Annotated in this window: 21 protein-coding genes, 1 tRNA gene and 1 other RNA gene; 2 read left to right on the top strand and 21 right to left on the bottom strand. The window is 30.1% G+C overall.

All coding sequences use genetic code 11. The features are described from left to right. Positions 1 to 26: 26 nt before the first annotated feature. From CURI_RS00510 to CURI_RS00445, 15 genes are all read right to left on the bottom strand, one after another. Positions 27 to 653 carry a 50S ribosomal protein L25 gene (locus tag CURI_RS00510; protein WP_014966321.1) on the bottom strand — a complete coding sequence of 209 codons (627 nt, stop codon included), beginning with the start codon at positions 651 to 653 and terminating at the stop codon, positions 27 to 29. 168 nt (positions 654 to 821) lie between these two features. Beyond that, positions 822 to 1,088: a pro-sigmaK processing inhibitor BofA family protein gene (locus CURI_RS00505; RefSeq protein ID WP_014966320.1), complete on the bottom strand. Its 267-nt coding sequence runs from the start codon at positions 1,086 to 1,088 to the stop codon at positions 822 to 824. Between the two features lie 11 nt (positions 1,089 to 1,099). Further along, on the bottom strand, positions 1,100 to 1,684 hold the full coding sequence (gene rbr / locus CURI_RS00500) for a rubrerythrin (RefSeq protein WP_014966319.1): 585 nt from the start codon (positions 1,682 to 1,684) through the stop codon (positions 1,100 to 1,102). A 136-nt stretch (positions 1,685 to 1,820) separates the two neighbouring features. Further along, a complete protein-coding gene (recR, locus tag CURI_RS00495) occupies positions 1,821 to 2,426 on the bottom strand; it encodes a recombination mediator RecR (RefSeq protein ID WP_014966318.1) in 606 nt (201 codons plus the stop codon). A 10-nt stretch (positions 2,427 to 2,436) separates the two neighbouring features. Then, positions 2,437 to 2,763 carry a YbaB/EbfC family nucleoid-associated protein gene (locus tag CURI_RS00490; protein ID WP_014966317.1) on the bottom strand — a complete coding sequence of 109 codons (327 nt, stop codon included), beginning with the start codon at positions 2,761 to 2,763 and terminating at the stop codon, positions 2,437 to 2,439. Positions 2,764 to 2,948: 185 nt separating this feature from the next. Beyond that, entirely contained in the window at positions 2,949 to 4,421 is a 1,473-nt protein-coding gene (gene dnaX, locus CURI_RS00485) for a DNA polymerase III subunit gamma/tau (protein ID WP_014966316.1), read from the bottom strand. A 164-nt stretch (positions 4,422 to 4,585) separates the two neighbouring features. Next, positions 4,586 to 4,851: signal recognition particle sRNA large type (gene ffs / locus CURI_RS15165), an RNA gene on the bottom strand. Between the two features lie 14 nt (positions 4,852 to 4,865). Beyond that, a tRNA-Ser gene (locus CURI_RS00480) sits at positions 4,866 to 4,956 on the bottom strand. 94 nt (positions 4,957 to 5,050) lie between these two features. Next, positions 5,051 to 5,710: a molybdate ABC transporter permease subunit gene (gene modB / locus CURI_RS00475; protein WP_014966315.1), complete on the bottom strand. Its 660-nt coding sequence runs from the start codon at positions 5,708 to 5,710 to the stop codon at positions 5,051 to 5,053. Between the two features lie 89 nt (positions 5,711 to 5,799). Further along, positions 5,800 to 6,630, bottom strand: a complete 831-nt coding sequence (modA, locus tag CURI_RS00470) for a molybdate ABC transporter substrate-binding protein (protein ID WP_014966314.1) — start codon at positions 6,628 to 6,630, stop codon at positions 5,800 to 5,802. A 341-nt stretch (positions 6,631 to 6,971) separates the two neighbouring features. After that, the gene (locus CURI_RS00465) at positions 6,972 to 7,229 is read right to left on the bottom strand and encodes a winged helix-turn-helix domain-containing protein (protein WP_014966313.1); all 258 of its coding nucleotides are present in this window, start codon (positions 7,227 to 7,229) and stop codon (positions 6,972 to 6,974) included. 197 nt (positions 7,230 to 7,426) lie between these two features. Next, entirely contained in the window at positions 7,427 to 7,735 is a 309-nt protein-coding gene (locus CURI_RS00460; RefSeq protein WP_014966312.1) for a hypothetical protein, read from the bottom strand. An 81-nt stretch (positions 7,736 to 7,816) separates the two neighbouring features. Beyond that, positions 7,817 to 8,596 (bottom strand): Na-translocating system protein MpsC family protein, encoded by a 780-nt coding sequence (locus CURI_RS00455; protein ID WP_014966311.1) that lies wholly within the window; start codon positions 8,594 to 8,596, stop codon positions 7,817 to 7,819. After that, positions 8,589 to 10,046 (bottom strand): PAS domain-containing sensor histidine kinase, encoded by a 1,458-nt coding sequence (locus CURI_RS00450; protein WP_014966310.1) that lies wholly within the window; start codon positions 10,044 to 10,046, stop codon positions 8,589 to 8,591. The genes CURI_RS00455 and CURI_RS00450 overlap by 8 nt, the downstream gene beginning before the upstream one ends. A gap of 80 nt (positions 10,047 to 10,126) precedes the next feature. Further along, a complete protein-coding gene (locus tag CURI_RS00445; protein ID WP_014966309.1) occupies positions 10,127 to 11,080 on the bottom strand; it encodes a dipeptidase in 954 nt (317 codons plus the stop codon). A gap of 200 nt (positions 11,081 to 11,280) precedes the next feature. Here CURI_RS00445 and CURI_RS00440 point away from each other — a divergent pair, with 200 nt between their 5' ends. Then, positions 11,281 to 11,976, top strand: coding sequence for a cytochrome c biogenesis CcdA family protein (locus tag CURI_RS00440; RefSeq protein WP_014966308.1), 696 nt, complete (start codon positions 11,281 to 11,283; stop codon positions 11,974 to 11,976). 54 nt (positions 11,977 to 12,030) lie between these two features. Continuing rightward, positions 12,031 to 12,651 (top strand): TlpA family protein disulfide reductase, encoded by a 621-nt coding sequence (locus CURI_RS00435; protein ID WP_014966307.1) that lies wholly within the window; start codon positions 12,031 to 12,033, stop codon positions 12,649 to 12,651. 36 nt (positions 12,652 to 12,687) lie between these two features. Here CURI_RS00435 and CURI_RS00430 read toward each other — a convergent pair whose 3' ends face one another. From CURI_RS00430 to CURI_RS00405, 6 genes are all read right to left on the bottom strand, one after another. Further along, positions 12,688 to 12,987, bottom strand: coding sequence for a GIY-YIG nuclease family protein (locus CURI_RS00430; RefSeq protein WP_228370436.1), 300 nt, complete (start codon positions 12,985 to 12,987; stop codon positions 12,688 to 12,690). 54 nt (positions 12,988 to 13,041) lie between these two features. After that, a complete protein-coding gene (locus tag CURI_RS00425) occupies positions 13,042 to 13,521 on the bottom strand; it encodes a DUF6530 family protein (RefSeq protein ID WP_014966305.1) in 480 nt (159 codons plus the stop codon). Positions 13,522 to 13,689: 168 nt separating this feature from the next. Continuing rightward, on the bottom strand, positions 13,690 to 14,667 hold the full coding sequence (bioB, locus tag CURI_RS00420) for a biotin synthase BioB (protein ID WP_014966304.1): 978 nt from the start codon (positions 14,665 to 14,667) through the stop codon (positions 13,690 to 13,692). Between the two features lies 1 nt (position 14,668). Then, the gene (locus tag CURI_RS00415) at positions 14,669 to 15,250 is read right to left on the bottom strand and encodes a biotin transporter BioY (RefSeq protein WP_041701301.1); all 582 of its coding nucleotides are present in this window, start codon (positions 15,248 to 15,250) and stop codon (positions 14,669 to 14,671) included. 249 nt (positions 15,251 to 15,499) lie between these two features. Beyond that, positions 15,500 to 16,861 (bottom strand): MATE family efflux transporter, encoded by a 1,362-nt coding sequence (locus CURI_RS00410; RefSeq protein WP_014966302.1) that lies wholly within the window; start codon positions 16,859 to 16,861, stop codon positions 15,500 to 15,502. Positions 16,862 to 16,925: 64 nt separating this feature from the next. Continuing rightward, positions 16,926 to 17,750: a MerR family transcriptional regulator gene (locus CURI_RS00405; protein ID WP_041701299.1), complete on the bottom strand. Its 825-nt coding sequence runs from the start codon at positions 17,748 to 17,750 to the stop codon at positions 16,926 to 16,928. Positions 17,751 to 17,767: the final 17 nt, after the last annotated feature.

The following is a 17,767-nucleotide window of genomic DNA, read 5'->3' as shown; positions in this document are numbered from 1 at the left end:
TATCTTATTTATTATTTTCCAGATCCTTATTCTTCGCTACCTTCGTTGGAGCTAGACACCTCAGTTACATCTGAAGCATCTACTTCTTCTCCACCATCTTCAGCTTCTTCTTGCATTGTAGCTGCTACTATAGAAGCTATAACTTCTTCCCCATCATTTACTATGGTAAAATCACCTTCTACCTTTATATCTGACACTGTAAAACTATCTCCTACGCCTAAGTGTGATACATCTATAGTTATATTTCTTGGTATATCTACTGCTAGACAATCTATATCTAATCCGTCTAATTGTTGTTGTAATACACCTTCATTAGCTTTTAGCTCTCTTCCTACTAAAATAATTGGAACTTGTACTTGAATTCTTTCTGTACTACTTACCTGCTGCAAGTCTATATGTAGTATTTTATTTCCAACAGGTACTCTTTGTATATCCTTTATCATTGCAGTTTCTAGTTTTCCATCTATCTCTACCTTTACTAATGCATTTTCTCCCAGCTTTCTTAAAGCCTCTCTTATCTCTTTGTCGTTTAAGGCTATAACATGGTTCGAAAAGTTACTCCCATATATAACTGCTGGTATATATCCTGCTGTTCTTAATCTTCCTGATTTCCTGCTTCCTTTATCTTCTCTAGCAACACAATTCACTATCATCTCTGAATTCCTCCTCATTTAGATTATATTTATATTTTTGTACGCATTTCTAAACCTTATGTTATTTTATCCATTATATCATAAATTATCACTTGGTACAAATTTAACTATTTTTATTATACGGATTCCTAAAATAGAAAAAGTACCCAGTAAAAACTGGGTACTTTTTTATAGTATTATTTGCAATACAAATAGCAATATTACACCTGGAATCCCTAGAAAACCTGCTACTAGAGCAGTTATAGGATTTATTCCTACCGTTATACCTATTAATCCTCCTAGTAAGTTAGCTAAAATTAATAGAATTCCACCTATTATTCCATTCCATATTAATTTAGTTATAATCTTTATAGGAATTACCAAAATCATCCCTATTATATATAGAGCTACAAGTCCAAATGCAAATGCAAATATTGTACTTAATTCTAAGCCCAAAAAATCACCTCTTAGTATGTTTCAACAAACACCTCAAAGTATTTTTGTTCGTGAGCACAAGCCGGACATAGCTTTGGTGCACTTTTTCCTTTATGGATATATCCACAGTTATTACACTTCCACTCAACTTCAGTATCTTTTTCAAATACTTTATTATTTTCTATATTAGAAAGTAACTTTCTATATCTTATTTCATGACGTTCTTCTGCTTCGGCTATCTCTCTAAACACATATGCTATATCTGGAAATCCCTCTTGATCAGCAACGTCTGCAAATGCAGGATATAATTCTGACCATTCTTCATTTTCTCCATTAGCTGCCGCTAGTAAATTAGCTCTAGTATCACCTAATGCAACTGGATATGCAGCTGTTATTTCTACTGCATCACCATCTAGACTTTCTTTTAAGAATTTAAAGAATCTTTTAGCATGCTCTTTTTCATTCTCTGCTGTTTCTAAAAATATATTAGAAATTTGAACATATCCTTCTTTTTTTGCTGTAGACGCATAGTATGTGTATCTAGTTCTTGCTTGAGATTCTCCCGCAAATGATTTCATTAAATTTTCTGCTGTCTTAGTTCCTCTTAAAGATTTCATTTAAAATCTCCTCCAATTCAAGTAGTTTTTTATTTAAATAAATATTAAGCATTTTTATATAATTTGTAATAACTGTAACCCAGTAATCATTACAATATATATACCCTTATTTTACTCATATAAGCAATAATATTCATTAAATCTCTCTTCTACCCTCTAAAGCTTTAGAAAGCGTAACTTCATCTGCATATTCTAGATCCCCACCAACTGGTATTCCATGAGCTATTCTAGTTGTCTTTATACCTATAGGCTTCAGAAGTTTAGATATATACATAGCAGTAGCTTCACCTTCTATGGTCGGGCTTGTTGCTAATATTACCTCTTTAACATCATCTCCACTAGATTGAATTCTTTGTAATAATTCTTTTATCTTTATTTCCTCTGGTCCAATTCCTTCCATAGGAGAAATATTTCCATGAAGCACATGATAAAATCCATTAAATTCTCTAGTTTTTTCTATAGCTATAACATCCTTAGGATCTGCTACTACACATATTACTGAACTATCTCTTTTATTATTACTGCATATATTACATACATCTTTATCTGTCAAGTTACTGCATACATTGCAATACTTTATATTTCTTTTTACATTTACTATTGCAGTAGCTAGACTGTGTGCATCATTATCATTCATACTTATAACATGAAATGCTAGCCTTTGTGCAGTCTTTTTACCTATACCAGGTAACTTAGAAAACTCTTCTATTAAGTTTGCTACTGGATGTGCAAAGTACTCCATATAATTCCTCCTAGAATAATCCAGGTATGTTCATTCCTCCTGTGATTTTGCCCATTTCTTTAGCCATCATATCTTCTGATGATCTTAAAGCCTCATTAGTTGCTGCCAATACTAAGTCTTGTAGCATTTCTACATCTTCTGGATCTACAACATCTGGATCTATCGTAATTGAAACTATTTCTTTTTTTCCATTAGCTCTTACTGTAACTGCTCCTCCACCAGAGCTAGCCTCTACTTCTTTTTCATTTAGCTCCTCTTGCATTTTTGCCATTTGCTTTTGCATCTTCTGAACCTGCTTCATCATGTTACCCATATTTCCACCTGGAAACTTCATCATATTGATTCCCTCCTATTTTTTAATTTAAAATTATTCTTCAATTTCAACTAGTTCTTCTCCAAATATATCTATTACTTCTTTTATTAACTCATTTTTTTCACTTTCATTATTATCATTCATATCTTCATTATCCATCACAAGCTTTAGCTCTATAGTCGTATTTAAATAGCTTCCAATGATGCTTTCTATAGATTCTTTGTTTTCTTTTTTTCTAATGCATCTCTATGAAATGCAAATCCTTCTCCAAATGATAAAGTTATTATATTGTTTTTAAACTTTGATAGCTTTCCTTCCATTATGAGTGCGTGAAGCCCTATTTTCTTTTTCTTAATAGTATTTAGTATATTACTCCACTCTGATGATACTGTCTCATAATCTATATTTGTTGAACTAGTGTATTTCACCTTTGTACTATTTACTTCTTCTTTCTTGTTCTCAATTCCTTTTACACTTGTACTTTTATTTTCTTTTTTCTCTATTCTTTTATTTTGAGATATTTGTATATTTCCATTCTTCAATTGTTCTTCTAACTTATTTATTCTATTTACTAGACTACCTATATCTAAACTTACTGGTGTCTCCATCATCTTTATTACACTCACTTCTAATATAACTCTAGGTTGAGTTGACCATTTACTCTTTGTTTCTGCCTCTGATAATATATTTAGAAAAGTAATAATTGTATTTAAGTCTATCTTCTCTGACTGAACTTTCAGCTGATGTATAAACTCTTGAGATCCATCTATAGTATTTTCTGAATTCGATGATGTTTTAGATATCATTAAATTTCTAAAGTGAAGTATCATATCTTTTATAAATTGATTTATGTCTATTCCATTTTGTACTATCGTATCTATAAAGTTTAATACGTTATCTATATCATTGTCTATTATACCATTTACTATCTCAAACATTAAGTCATTATTTACTATCCCTAATGTAGACAATATATAATCGTATGTTATTTCTCCATCTATAAACGAGATACATTGATCTAATATACTTAAAGCATCTCTCATAGCTCCATCTGAATTTCTTGCTATAAGATAAAGTGCTTTTTCTTCTATATTTACATCTATCTCTAGGCATATATCCTTCATATTTTTAACTATGTCTTCTATTGAAACCCTTTTGAAGTCATATCTTTGACATCTAGATATTATAGTTGCTGGTAGCTTTTGTGGTTCTGTAGTGGCCAATATGAATATAAGATGTTTCGGTGGCTCTTCTAAAACTTTCAGCAAGGCATTAAACGCACCTTTAGAAAGCATATGAACCTCGTCTACTATATATACCTTATATCTACACTTAGAAGGTGGATACTTAGAGTTTTCTCTAAGCTCTCTTATATCTTCTACACTATTATTAGATGCAGCATCAATTTCGACTATATCCATTATACTTTCATCTAGTATTTCTTCACATACTTCACAAGTATTGCAAGGATTACCGTCCTTGTTATCTATACAGTTTATAGCCCTTGCCAGTATTCTAGCCGTAGATGTCTTTCCCGTTCCTCTAGTTCCTGAGAATAGATAGGCGTGGGCTATATTGTCATTTAATATTTGATTCTTGAGTATTGTAGTAATATGCTCTTGTCCTAGAACATCATCAAAAACTCTAGGTCTAAACTTTCTATATATTGCTTTATAAGACATCTATAAGCTCCTTCCTAGCTAAATTGAGTTCTCTATTATATTATATCAAACTTTAGCTATATCTACTATATTTTAACCATACTAGATAGTTTTTAGATAAAAATAAAAAGCCCTTAGTTTAAAACTAAAGACTTTTTATTTGGAACGATTTTTTAAAATTAGAGTCATGCACCTAGCTTCGACATACTACCATAAGCGTTACCTAAATAGTTAGCTCGGACTAGGCACCCCCGCGGCACACGAGAGTTACTACTTACCGCTGCTTCCTTCCGGACCTGACGGGATTCATAGGTTCCCGTTGCGCAGGACCCAATCGTCAACACCACTTTTTTAGGGCAGGCCTCACAGTAAATATGCCTATACTAGGAATTCAACCCTGCTATAGCGGATTGCAGGTTACAGGGCACCGCTACCTCCCCGTCTAGCATGACAAACCTGGCATAATGGCGGAGAAAGTGGGATTTGAACCCACGAGACAATAAATGCCTACCCGCGTTCCAGGCGAGCGCTTTCAACCATACTCAGCCATCTCTCCGTATTTTTCAGCATTAGCTGATTTTTATTGTAGTAAAATTTATAAGTTGATAGATTCTAATTATATTATATATATGTACATATGTCAAGTTTCTTTAATAAGTGCCCTTTTTCTTTATCCAGAAGTTCACACCATAAACTACCGCGAAGCTGAATATTACTTCTATAAGAACCAATGTATTAGCAAGTGATGTTTTTCCCGTTTCTACTGCAAAGTATATAGCTAATGGTATATTTTGAGTTTTACCAGGTATATTTCCTGCAACCATAAGCGTTGCTCCAAACTCTCCTAAGGCTCTTGCAAATGTTAGTACTAGTCCATTTAAAATACCTTTTGAGGCTAAAGGTAAAGTTACTTTGGTAAATACCTGCCATTTGTTAGCACCTAAACTTTTTGCCGCATCTTCTATATTTTTATCTATACTTAAGAAAGCACTTTTACAATTTTGATACATTAATGGGAATGACACTACCGCTGCGGCTATACATCCAGCAACCCAAGTAAATATAAGTTGATAATCAAATACGTCTAGTAGGAATTTCCCTACAAATCCTCTTTTTCCTATAACAATTAGTAGTGCGTATCCTACAACCGAAGGTGGCAATATCATTGGCAGTAAGAATATAGTTTCTATTATATCCTTTCCTCTAAAGTCATATTTTGTTAATAGTTTTGCTAATGTGATCCCTAATATTAGAACTACTATTGTTGCGATTATTGCAATTTTTAATGATATAGTTATTATACTAAACATATAGCATCAACCTTTGTATGTTTTATGTTAATTCAGAATTTATCCTCTATATTAAATATAGAGGATAAATTTTTGAAAATTTGCTTTCATTATTCAAAGATAATAAATCCATACTTTTCAAGTATTGTCTTAGATTTGTCTGTTTTTAAGTAATCTAAAAATATTTTAGCCGTTTCTTTTTCTTTACTTGATTCTATAATAGCCGCTGGATAAACTATTGGTTTGTGTAAGCTTTCATCAAATACTTGTACTTGTTCACTATTTTTTGCTCTAAATACATCTGAACTATAAACTATACCTGCTGCAACGTTTCCATCATCAACATGTTTTAATACTTCACTAACATCTTTAGATTGTATTATATTTTCAGTTTTTATCTTATCCCATAATCCTAAGTTAGTTAACGCTTCTTTTGAATATTGACCTACCGGTACCGTTTCTGTCTCCGCTAATGCTATTTGTAAGTTTTTATCTACAACATCATTTATAGTTTTTATACCATCTTTATTGTCTTTAGGTACTATTAAAACTAATTTATTTTTTAATAAGTCTAATCTACTATCTTTTACTATTAGGTTCTTTTCTTCTAGTGCATCCATTTGTTTTTGTCCAGCTGATATAAACGCATCTGCTGGTGCACCTTCTTCTATTTGTTTTTGAAGCGCTCCTGATGATCCATAGTTAGGTACTAGCTTTATGTTTTCATCCTTTTCAAGTTCTGCTGATATTTCATCTAATGCTTCTGTTAAACTAGCTGCTGCACTTATAGTAAGTTCTTTTGCCTCTTTCTTTTGATCTTGTTGCTCTGTAGTGTTTCCTTGTTCTTCCGTTCCCTCTTTCGGTGCACTATTACAAGCTATAAGTGCAAAGCTTAAAACAAACACCATAAGCAAAGATAATAGTCTTTTTATATTTTTCATAGTTTTACCTCCTGTTTTATGTATATTTTACCTCTACAAGTTAAATTTATTTAATTTGTAGAGCTTGTATAACTTTTGTTATCTTTGTCGAGTATTACGATGATGAAAAAAAAATTATAATAACTCTTTATAAGTATTTCAATAGTTTTTTAAATCTCACTCTTCTTTATATATATCTTTTTATATTTTATCTCTATAAATTAAATCTATTTAGTTTGTAGAGCTTGTATAACTTTTGTTATCTCTGTTGAATATTACGGTGATGAAAAAAAATTATAATAACTCTTTATTGAGTCTTTCAATAGTTTTTTGGATCTCATCTTCAACATAATTGAACTTCTCTATAAAGATTTCACCTTTTTCTGTAAGGGTCGAGCTTCCTCCTGAAGCACCACCTGCTTTTTTTCTAGAAGCTTATAACCTAATACATCTTCTATTCTATCTATAAGATTCCAAGCTTTACTATATGACATTCTCATAGACGATGCCGCTTTACTTAACGATCCATATTCCTTAGTTCTAACTAGTAATTCTCTTGGGCCTTGTCCAAAAATTATTTGATCTTTTTCTTCTAGCCAAATTTTAGTCTTTACTTTCATTTATATCACCTTTTCGTATATATAACTTAATAACGTTTACTTTCTTATATTTTAAATTTACTCTTTCTTCTAAATTATATCAACTTCATTATATTTGTCAATAATCATTTTAAAGCCTACGATTTTTTCATATCTGCTAATTATAAAAGCATTATCAAATTTGTTAAATTCTTAAATTTGATAATGCCTTCATAAGTTTATTGTAAGTTTGATATTACACTTTCTACCGATTGAACTATTTCACCTTTGTTTCTAGTACTACTTGTTAAAGCACTTTTAGCACTTTCTAAAGAACTTTGTAGTGAGCTATTAGTACCCGTGCTAGAGCTCAGTCTACCATTAGGATTTAGAACTGTATCTGCACCTGAATTCATTATTGAAGAACCTGATGACGAATCTGAAGCTGCACTTGATAACACATTAACACTTGATAATAATTTATCTACACTTTCTTTACTATTAGTTGTTTTATATTCATCTAATTGTGATCTTAATTTATTTTTCATAAATTTATCCTCCTAAATATGTTTTTTAATTCTATAAATATACTTTCCATATTAGAAGGATATTATTCTAACGTTAAATCACTAGTCAAAATAAAACACTATAGTATCTGTATTTCCTCTAGAGTCTATGTTAATTTCTTTCAAATGCACATTTGTATATATAATATCCGCTATTGTTTTTTCAAGTAAGCCTATATTTTCTTCATAAAATAATTTTCTGTTATATTCTACTAAAGAGTTATTATTATTATTAGAAATAAGAGTAATTTCAAACAACGTAAGAGTTTCATTAGCTTTTATTTCTATTTGATTTCCTGATATAAATACATTTATATTCTTAGGCCCTTTTCCTGAATATGTTTTTATAAATAATGCTACTTCTCTTTTTATCTTTTCTTCTAGCTCATGTTTAGTTTCCTTGTCTAAAAACATCCTATTATTTACCACAGTCCCATTTAACTTGTTTTTTAATATATCAGATGCTAAATTTTCCATAGTAGATATAAGTTCCTGAGTATTCACTGGTTTTACTAGATATTTTACTATACCAATATCTACAGCTTCTAATATACTCTGACTATCTGAGAGTGCAGATATTATTATAATCCTACATTCCTTATCTATTTCTCTTATCTTTCTAACCATTTCTAATCCATCCATATTAGGCATTCTCAAATCTGTAACTACTATATCTGGGGTGTTTTTTTTAAAACTCTCTATACCCTCTATCCCATTTTTAGCTATAAATAGCTTTCCTGCTCTTCTTTTTATAATTTTAGCCAACTCTTGTCTAGTAATTTCTTCGTCTTCTACATATAATAATTTTAAATTTTGCAATAGGCTCTTGTCTTTATTATTCATCTTTGATGTTTTCCTCCTTGATTTTAGGAATAGCTACTCTTATATCTGCACCTTCATTTACATCTATTATTTCCACTTTTCCACGCATATTATTTTCAATTATAGTTTTAGTTATATAAAGTCCTAATCCTGTACCCTTAGAGCTATCTTTCGTAGTAAAATATATATCAAATATCTTTTCTTCTATATCTTTACTTAGTCCTATTCCATTGTCTTTAAAGTCTACTATCACCATTTCAGAATTTTCTGATATATTTATTAATATATATTTATCTTTTTTATTAGATGATACCAGAGCATCTATAGAATTATTTATTATATTAAATACAGCTTGTAAATATTGATTTGAATATCCATATCCGCTTACAGATTCTAGACCACTTAATTCTACTTTAACGTTATTAAACTTTAAATTTTCTTCGAGTAAATATATTACTGTTAAGATACTTTCTCGTATAGAGAATTTTTCTTTTTTGTTATTTGGATTTAGGAAATCTCTAAAATCATCTATAGTATCTGACATCTTAGATATTAGATTTCTACATCTTTCTACCGAAGTACTTAAGTAATGCTTATTTAGTTCATTATACTCATATGCATCTTGTATATTAGATATTATAAGTCCCAAATTGTTCAAGGGTTGTCTCCATTGATGAGCTATATTTCCTACCATCTCTCCCATTGCTGCTAATCTTGCTTGATGAATTATTAGTGCTTCTTTCTTTTTATTTTCATCTAGCTCTTTTTTAAACATTCGTTCCAATTCTATATTTATTTCTTCTAATTTAAGAGAAAGCTTGTTTTTTCTATCTACTATATTTTCTATATCTTTAAGGTCATCTTCATATAAACTAGATTTATCACTATTTTCTGTATTCGAAATTCCTGAAGCCACTTGAGTTATTATACTTCTAAATCTCTGTTCACTTCTTTTCAATACTTCTTCATCTAGTTTTCTATTAGTAATATCTTGCACCATTCCTAGTTTTACTTTTTCATCATTATCTTTATCATCTATGGTAGTCATAAACAGATGTCCCCAAAATACTCGACCATCACTTCTTACATACTTTCTTTCAAGATCGTAGCTTTCTACCATATCCTTCATCAATTTATTTATAAGTTCTGTATCTGCATGTTTATTATCCTCAGCTATAAAGTTGATTATATTTTTATTTAGTACTTCCTCGCGTTTATACCCCATCATATTCAGCCATTTATCATTTACTTGTAATATCGTTCCATCCTTGTCAGTTATAGTTATTCCAAGCACTGAGTTTTCAAATATAGCCTGATATCTTTGAGTGCTACTTTTAACTTTCTTTTCCGCCCTTTCCCTCTCTTCTATTTTCTCTTTCAATATTCTATTTTTCTCTGTAAGGTGTGCTAGAAGTATAACACATATTATTGTAAATGATACTACTAATGTTAATGCTGTAATTGTATTCATAGTTTACCATTCTCTTTTCATATTTTATTTTATGAACCTTCTTTACCGTATTATATCACATGGTGAATTAAGTTGATAAATCATACTAATACTTCTTTTATAACCCTTTCAAAGTTTTTATAGCTTATTTTTTCTATATCATTTTGGCTAAATCCTCTATATCTAAGTTGTTCTATAATATTTTGTACCTTTGATGCATTTTCTACTCCTGATATATTTATCTCATTATCATATTCTTCTAAGTATTCACAGAAGTCAAATCCAAATCCTATATGATCTATACCAATCAAATTTATTATATATTCTATATGATTTATCATCTCATGTATATTTTGTTTATCACTATCTACATGAATAAAATCCCTATATATGTTTATTCCTATTACTCCATTTCTTTCTCCTATGGCTTTTATCTGATTGTTAGTAAGGTTTCTTGGACAATTGCAAATAGATATGCAGTTTGAATGAGAAGCTATAAATGGTTTTCTAGTATTATTATATATATCCCAAAATGTCTTTTCATTTGCATGAGAAACATCTATTATCATACCCATTCTCTCCATTTTCTTGATAGCTTCAAATCCTAATTTAGTGAGTCCTCTATCTTTTCTACCATTAACACCTGTTGCTAGTCTATTTTCCTCATTCCAAGTAAGTGATGCGTGTCTTATCCCATACATATATAACAGATTTATCATATCTATGTTTTCTTCTATGCACTTTAATCCTTCAATCCCCATAACTATAGGCATTTTGTTTTCTCTTAATCCTATATCTAGATCGTTACCGTCTTTAACTACTTTAAATATTTCTCTATTTTCTATTATCTCAGTAGAAGTATACTCCATTATTTCTATTAATCTTTTTTTAGAATCATCAGTGTTATATGGGTCTATCCATATAACAAATATACCTCCATTTATATTCCCACTTTTAAATTTATCTAAATGTCTATTTTTGAATACATCCTTCATCCCTTTTTTTCTATAATCAGCTACATCTATCCATATGTCGGCATGTCCGTCAAATATCATGTCTTTCACCCCCTAAAATAATTATTATGATTGACATTAATATCTATATGAAATAGAGTTAAAGTTAATTCTATTTGAATTTATATTAAGATAATTTTATTATACTTTAATTTTTTATAACATTAAACTTAAATTAGTTTCTATTTATCTATAACTGGGTAAAGCTAATATTAAGTTAATAGCCTGAAGGGAGGGTTCTTATGATTGGAAGTGAAGTTTCTCTTTTTATAGCTTTTGGAGCTGGATTTTTATCTTTCTTATCTCCATGTATATTACCTCTAATACCCGCTTATATAATGTATATTACTGGTTGTAGCAATGAATATGATATTAAAAATAAGAAGTTATTTACTCTGATTAGAACAATTGGTTTTGTTATAGGATTTACATTGATCTTTATGGTTATGGGATCCTCAGCTAGCTTTTTAGGAAAGATTTTCATAAGAAATAAAGATATCTTTTCTAAGTTAAGTGGTATTATAATATCTGTTTTTGGATTGTACTTAATGGGATTTATAAATTTTAAGTTTTTAAATATAGAGAAAAGAATCTCTGCGCCTAAAAATATGAATAACTGGTTTAGTTCAATCCTTATGGGAATGGCTTTTGCAGCTGGATGGACTCCTTGTTTTGGTCCCGTGCTCGGCTCTATATTATTTTATGCAGGGTCATCTGCTACAGTTTCAAAAGGAACTCTCCTTTTACTAGTATATTCTGTAGGAATGGCTGTCCCTTTTATACTCACAGCTCTGTTTACAGATATCTTTAATAAATTTTTAATAAGAGCAGGATGGTTTCTAAAGTATATTCCTAAGATAAGTGGACTTGTTATGTTTATATTTGGAATTCTCGTATTTTTTAATAAAGTTGTAGTTATAAGCAATTTGTTCATTTAAATGATTATCTATAACGTATCATAAAATATAAGAAAGTGTGGTGTATGACAGAGTATGAGTAGAAAAATTTTAATTATTTTATCTTTAACTTTAATATCTTTAGTTTTAGTAGTAGGATGTTCAAAGAAAGAATCTAGCAGCGATAAAAATTCAGATAAAAATGTGTCTACAGAAAATGAGATCAATGATAAGAGTAACAACTTGAGTTCTGAAAATGACTCTAATGAAAATAGTAACGATATAGTAGTTGGAGAAGCCGCACCTAATTTTACTCTTAAAGATCTTGATGGGAATGATGTCTCTCTTAAGGACTATAGAGATAAGATAGTTCTTATAAATTTCTGGGCTACAACTTGCGGATATTGCCGTGAAGAAATGCCCTATTTGCAAAAAATAAGCTCTGAAAATGAAGATCTAGTGGTATTATCTGTAGACGTTATGGAAGATAAACCTACTGTAAACAAATTCATCAAAGAAAACGGTTATACTTTTCCTGTACTTCTTGATGAAGATGGTAAAGTTGCAAGTACTTATTTAGTTAGTGGTTTTCCTACAGCCTATTTTATAGATAAAGATGGTACTTTGTTAGGACGTAAAGTTGGGTTTATGGACTATGATCAGATGAATAGTATCCTTAAAGATATAAGAGAAAACACTTTAAAAGTTGGAGAGTAGGATGTTTTTATCCTACTCTTTATTTTATTAAATCATTTATTTTTTATAAAACTCAATATTTTTCTTTGACAATTTTTCTTCACAAATCATTAGTAGCAAATCTAGATCATCCTTGTAATCCACTTTTGACTCGTCCTTGTCATACTCAAGCTTCTCAAATATTTCAACAGTGAACTTTTCTTCACCATACTGATTCCAATCCTCTTGTAGTTGCTTGATAGGATGATTCCCAAGATTCAATTGAAACTTAGCACGATTCATAGTGCTTCTCAGATTTTGAGTCCCTTCAATATAACATTTATTATCAGTACTAGACTTAATAATAACTATTCCCATATCAGGCCTCATTTGCTTATATTGTTCTTTCAATTCTTTTTTCTATCCATCAGCTTAATATCCCATTTCTTTTAATATTCTTGATAACGTACGTAGTCTTTCTCCCATAAGTTCATCATCATCACTAAGGGCTTGATTAAACAGTTGAATATCTTCATCAATCTTTTCATTTTCAGTACATACAGCTACTGTCATAGCATCTCCTTGAAGCCCTACTCTATCTATAATAGGATTTTCTATATCATATAGTTTTTCATGTTTATATGATTCTCTAAAGTGAAGCTTTGCTCTACAAACAAGTATTGCAAGGTCAAGTACTCTATGAAGTGGTAACTCCTCTGATTGTCTAGACCATTTATCTCCTGTGTGTCTCCATACTTTAGCCGAAATATCTACCTTTCCTCTATCATTCCATTGAGCAAGTCCTAGTGAAAGACCTTTTGTATCCGTGTTATATGCATATCTTCCATCAACGTTTTCATAGTTTTCTGACACTATAACCGGTTTATGTTTTAAATTAGTTGGTATTTTCATTATTCCTACCTCCTTATTTTTAGTAATTTACTAAATTACTAATTTACTAAATTCATTTTATTACTATTAATTAGTTTTGTCAATTATTTATATGTTAAGAGCAAACTACAATAAAAAAGAACCTTTTAAATAGGTTCTTTAAATTTTATATAAATCTTATATTTATTTTTAATATATTAACCCTTCCCCTAAAATCATCTTCTTATCATCATCTATATTGCTTCCTATGGTAGTTAAGTAGTCTCCTACCAGTAGAGCATTAGCTCCTCCTCTTAATCCAACATTTTGTTTATCTCTTAATGCGTTTCTCCCTCCCGCATACCTTATATGAGATTTTGGAACTATATATCTGTATACTGCTATAGTTTTCAATATCTCCATAGGCTCTAGTATTTCTAGATTCTCTAATGGAGTACCTTTTATAGGATTAAGTACATTTACTGGAATAGAATCTACTTCTAAGTCTCTTATCTCAAACATCATATTTAATCTATCTTCTATACTTTCTCCCATACCAATAATTACACCACAACAAACTTCCATTCCAGCACTCTTTATATTTCTTATAGTTCCCACTCTTTCCTCATAAGAATGAGTGGTACATATTTCATTATAATAATTCTTACTAGTTTCTATATTATGATGATACATATTAATTCCAGTATCCTTTAATTTCTTAGCCTGTTCATATGATATTACTCCATGAGAAGCACATAAACTTATATTGGTGTTTTCATTCAACTTTCCATAAATGTCTAGTAGATTACTAAATTCTTCGTCCGTTACTCCTTTTCCACTTGTAACTAGTGAAAATCTATCGACTCCCTTTTGCTCCATTTCGCTAACCCTCTGATATGCCTCATCATAATTTATTAATGAATATTCATTTATTCCTGTAGTATAATGACCTGATTGGGCACAGAATTTACAGTCTTCAGAACATTTCCCTGATTTAGCATTCATTATACTACACATGTCTACTTTATCACCATTATATTTTTCTCTTATTTGATCTGCTCCATCCAGTAACAATTTTAAGTTATCTATGTCACCATTATCTATACTTATAAGCTTCAACGCTTCCTTATAGTCTATATTACTACCTTCTAATACTTTGTTTTTAATTTGATTTATAAAATTTTTCATATTAATGTACAGCTTCCTTTTTCACTTCTAAGTATCCTGATTTTCTTAGTGCTGGAATTATTAATACTGAAGTAGCTGAAACTATAGCACACTTCACTAAATCCTGACCTAAGAATGCTAAAAATCCTGTTTTTACTACTCCGTTAAGTGTTGTAGGACTATTCATTACTTTAGTTAAGATTAAGTAAAGGTAAGGTACTGCAACTATATAAACTACTAATAAGCCTGACACTGTTGCCAAAGCTATCTTAAAAATGTTCACGTCCTTAAAGTTCTCTGTAATCTTACCTGAAACATATGCACAAGCTATAAATCCTAGTAAGTAACCAAATGTAGGGCTAATTATAATTGAAGGGCCACCATTTCCTTCTGCAAAGATAGGAAGTCCAGCAAGTCCTAGTAATACATATAATATTTGAGAAAAAGCTCCTTTTTTAGATCCTAATAATATTCCCGAATACATACAAAATAGTACTTGTAACGTAAATGGTATTGGCTCTGTTGGTATCCTTAATTGTGCACCTATAGCTGTGAGAGCAGCAAACATAGATATAAGTATCATATCTCTTGTATTTATTTTCATTAAACTTTCCCCTTTCATTCATTTTTAAATAATTTCATCTTTTAAATTGACTTTCACTTTATTAAATTTTCTTTATTTTATATTAAATCCGCATTATTGTCAACTCATTATTTTCATATGTTAACAATATAGTTGACAATTGCTTTAAGATAATACTTATTAAACTTAACTCTTTAATTTCTTATCAAATAAAAAAATCATGATTATAATATTATAATCATGATTTTTTTATTTGATAGACTCTTTAGTTTATTTAACCATTAATCTCTTTTTCTTTATACTATAAGAAATAGCGTCTCTGCAACTCTTGAAACATACTACTGACAATATTACTGTCATAATTTCTGCTAAAGGTAGTGTTAACCATACCCCATCTATACCAAATACTTTTGGCAGTATTGCTAAGAATAAAATTATAAAAATAAATCCTCTAGAAAGAGAAATTATCATAGAAGTTCTTGCCTGTTCTGTAGACTGTATATATGAAGCCATAACTATATTTAGTCCCATAAATATAAAAGCTATAAAATACAGTCTTATTCCCCTAGATGTTATATCCGCAAGTTCTGCGTTATCTTTATTAAATATTGAGATAAGAGCATTCGGAAATAATATTCCTATCATATAAAATACAACACCAAGACCCAATGCCCAGTATATAGCCATCCTAGCAGATTCATAAACTCTCTCAATTTTACGAGCACCATAGTTTATGCTAACAATAGGCTGTATTGCCTGACCTATACCTGTGAATATAGCTGTACATACTAGTGACAGGTTAGCAATAATGCTATAAGCAGATACACCAATGTCTCCAGTTATGTCAAGTATAACATTGTTAAATGCAAATATAACAATACCTGATGAAATCTCTACTATAAAGCTAGAACCACCATTTGCAACTATTCTTTTCAATATATTTAATTGTAATTTTGTTTTAATAATCTTGATAGTATTATTTTTTCTAATAAAGTGCGTACTTAGTATCACTAAACTTATCACTGGAGACATTCCTGTAGCAACAGCTGCACCCCACATTCCCCAGCCAAATATAAATATGAATACATAGTCTAGTATTACATTCGCTATACTACCTGAAAGCATACCCCACATAGCCAATTTAGGTGCTCCATCGTTACGCACAAACACTGTAAGAGCACTATTTAATAAAAATGCTATACTAAATGACATAACAGCTCCTAGATAATCCTTAGCCATTTGAAGCGTTGTTCCTGAAGCACCTAAGAATGTACATAGTTCGTCTAAAAAAAATATACGAACTATTGTAAATATTATTCCTAGCAAACCAGCCATCAACATAGCCTTAGTAAAAATATGATTTACTTGATCTTCATCGTTTTGTCCCCTACTTATGGAAAGAGCTGTTGCCCCTCCGATTCCAAATAAAAGTCCTAATCCGTTAAACACATTCATCATAGGTATAGAGATATTTAGTGCCGCCAATCCCTGGCTTCCTATTCCTCTTCCTACAAACATAGTATCTGCTAAAACATATAGTGAAGTACCTAGCATTCCACCTATACTCGGTATCAAATACCTAAAAAAAGTTTTACGGACATCATCGTTTAATAAATCTACTTTATTACTCATATAACTTCACCTCTAGAATATTATTATACTAATTCACATTTTAAAGGTTATAGTAACTATAATGTCAATATTTTTTTACAGGAATCTGTATCTCATTTATATACTCTTCTTCAAAGTCCGAAAATACAGAATCCGTTATAGTAATTAATAAACTATCGCCTACTACTTGTAAGTTATGTTCTTTTATCCAGTTTAACAACTTTTCATAGTACTCTTTTCCTTTATCGTAGTTTCCCCCATATACTATACTTGCATATTTACCAGCTGGTATAGTTTCTATATTTTCATTCTCTAGTAAATGTTCACTAAATAGTAAACCTATAGAGCTCCAATAATCATATATACCTTTTTCTATACTTTTTTTATCTATAACGCATGTTATCATACTATTAAAGAAGTATATTTCATCTCCAATTAGCTTACTAAGAGTTTTTAAGCCATATTCAAAATCTGTCTTACTTTTACTAAGCTTAGATTTTAAATGCACCATATTTCTTGAAGGTATATCTTTTAATTGATAATTATTATATTCTTTTTTTTGCATATAGAGCTCTATCATAGATACCTTATCTTGAAGGTTTCTTTGTCTTCTTTTCAATAATTTTATTTGTTTCTCGATATCGCTATCCCTTTGCTTCAGTAGTTCTAGTACACTTTCTATATCTCTTTTTTTAAAATATTCTTTTATTTGCTCAAGACTCATACCTAACTCTTTTAAAAATAGTATTGAGTCAAGGTGTGCGAATTGCTCTATATTGTAGTATCTATAATTATTATCTTTGTCCATATATTCAGGCTTTAGTAAACCTATTTTATCGTAATATCTTAACGTTTGTGCAGATATATTGTGTAGTTTAGCCATCTCTCCAATTTGAATTTTATTATGCATATTTGACACAACCTTTT

The sequence above is a fragment of the Gottschalkia acidurici 9a genome (genome assembly GCF_000299355.1).
GTDB classification, from domain to species: domain Bacteria; phylum Bacillota; class Clostridia; order Tissierellales; family Gottschalkiaceae; genus Gottschalkia; species Gottschalkia acidurici.
Note: the sequence above shows the minus strand (reverse complement) of the source record. Positions and strands in the feature narration are given on the sequence as shown.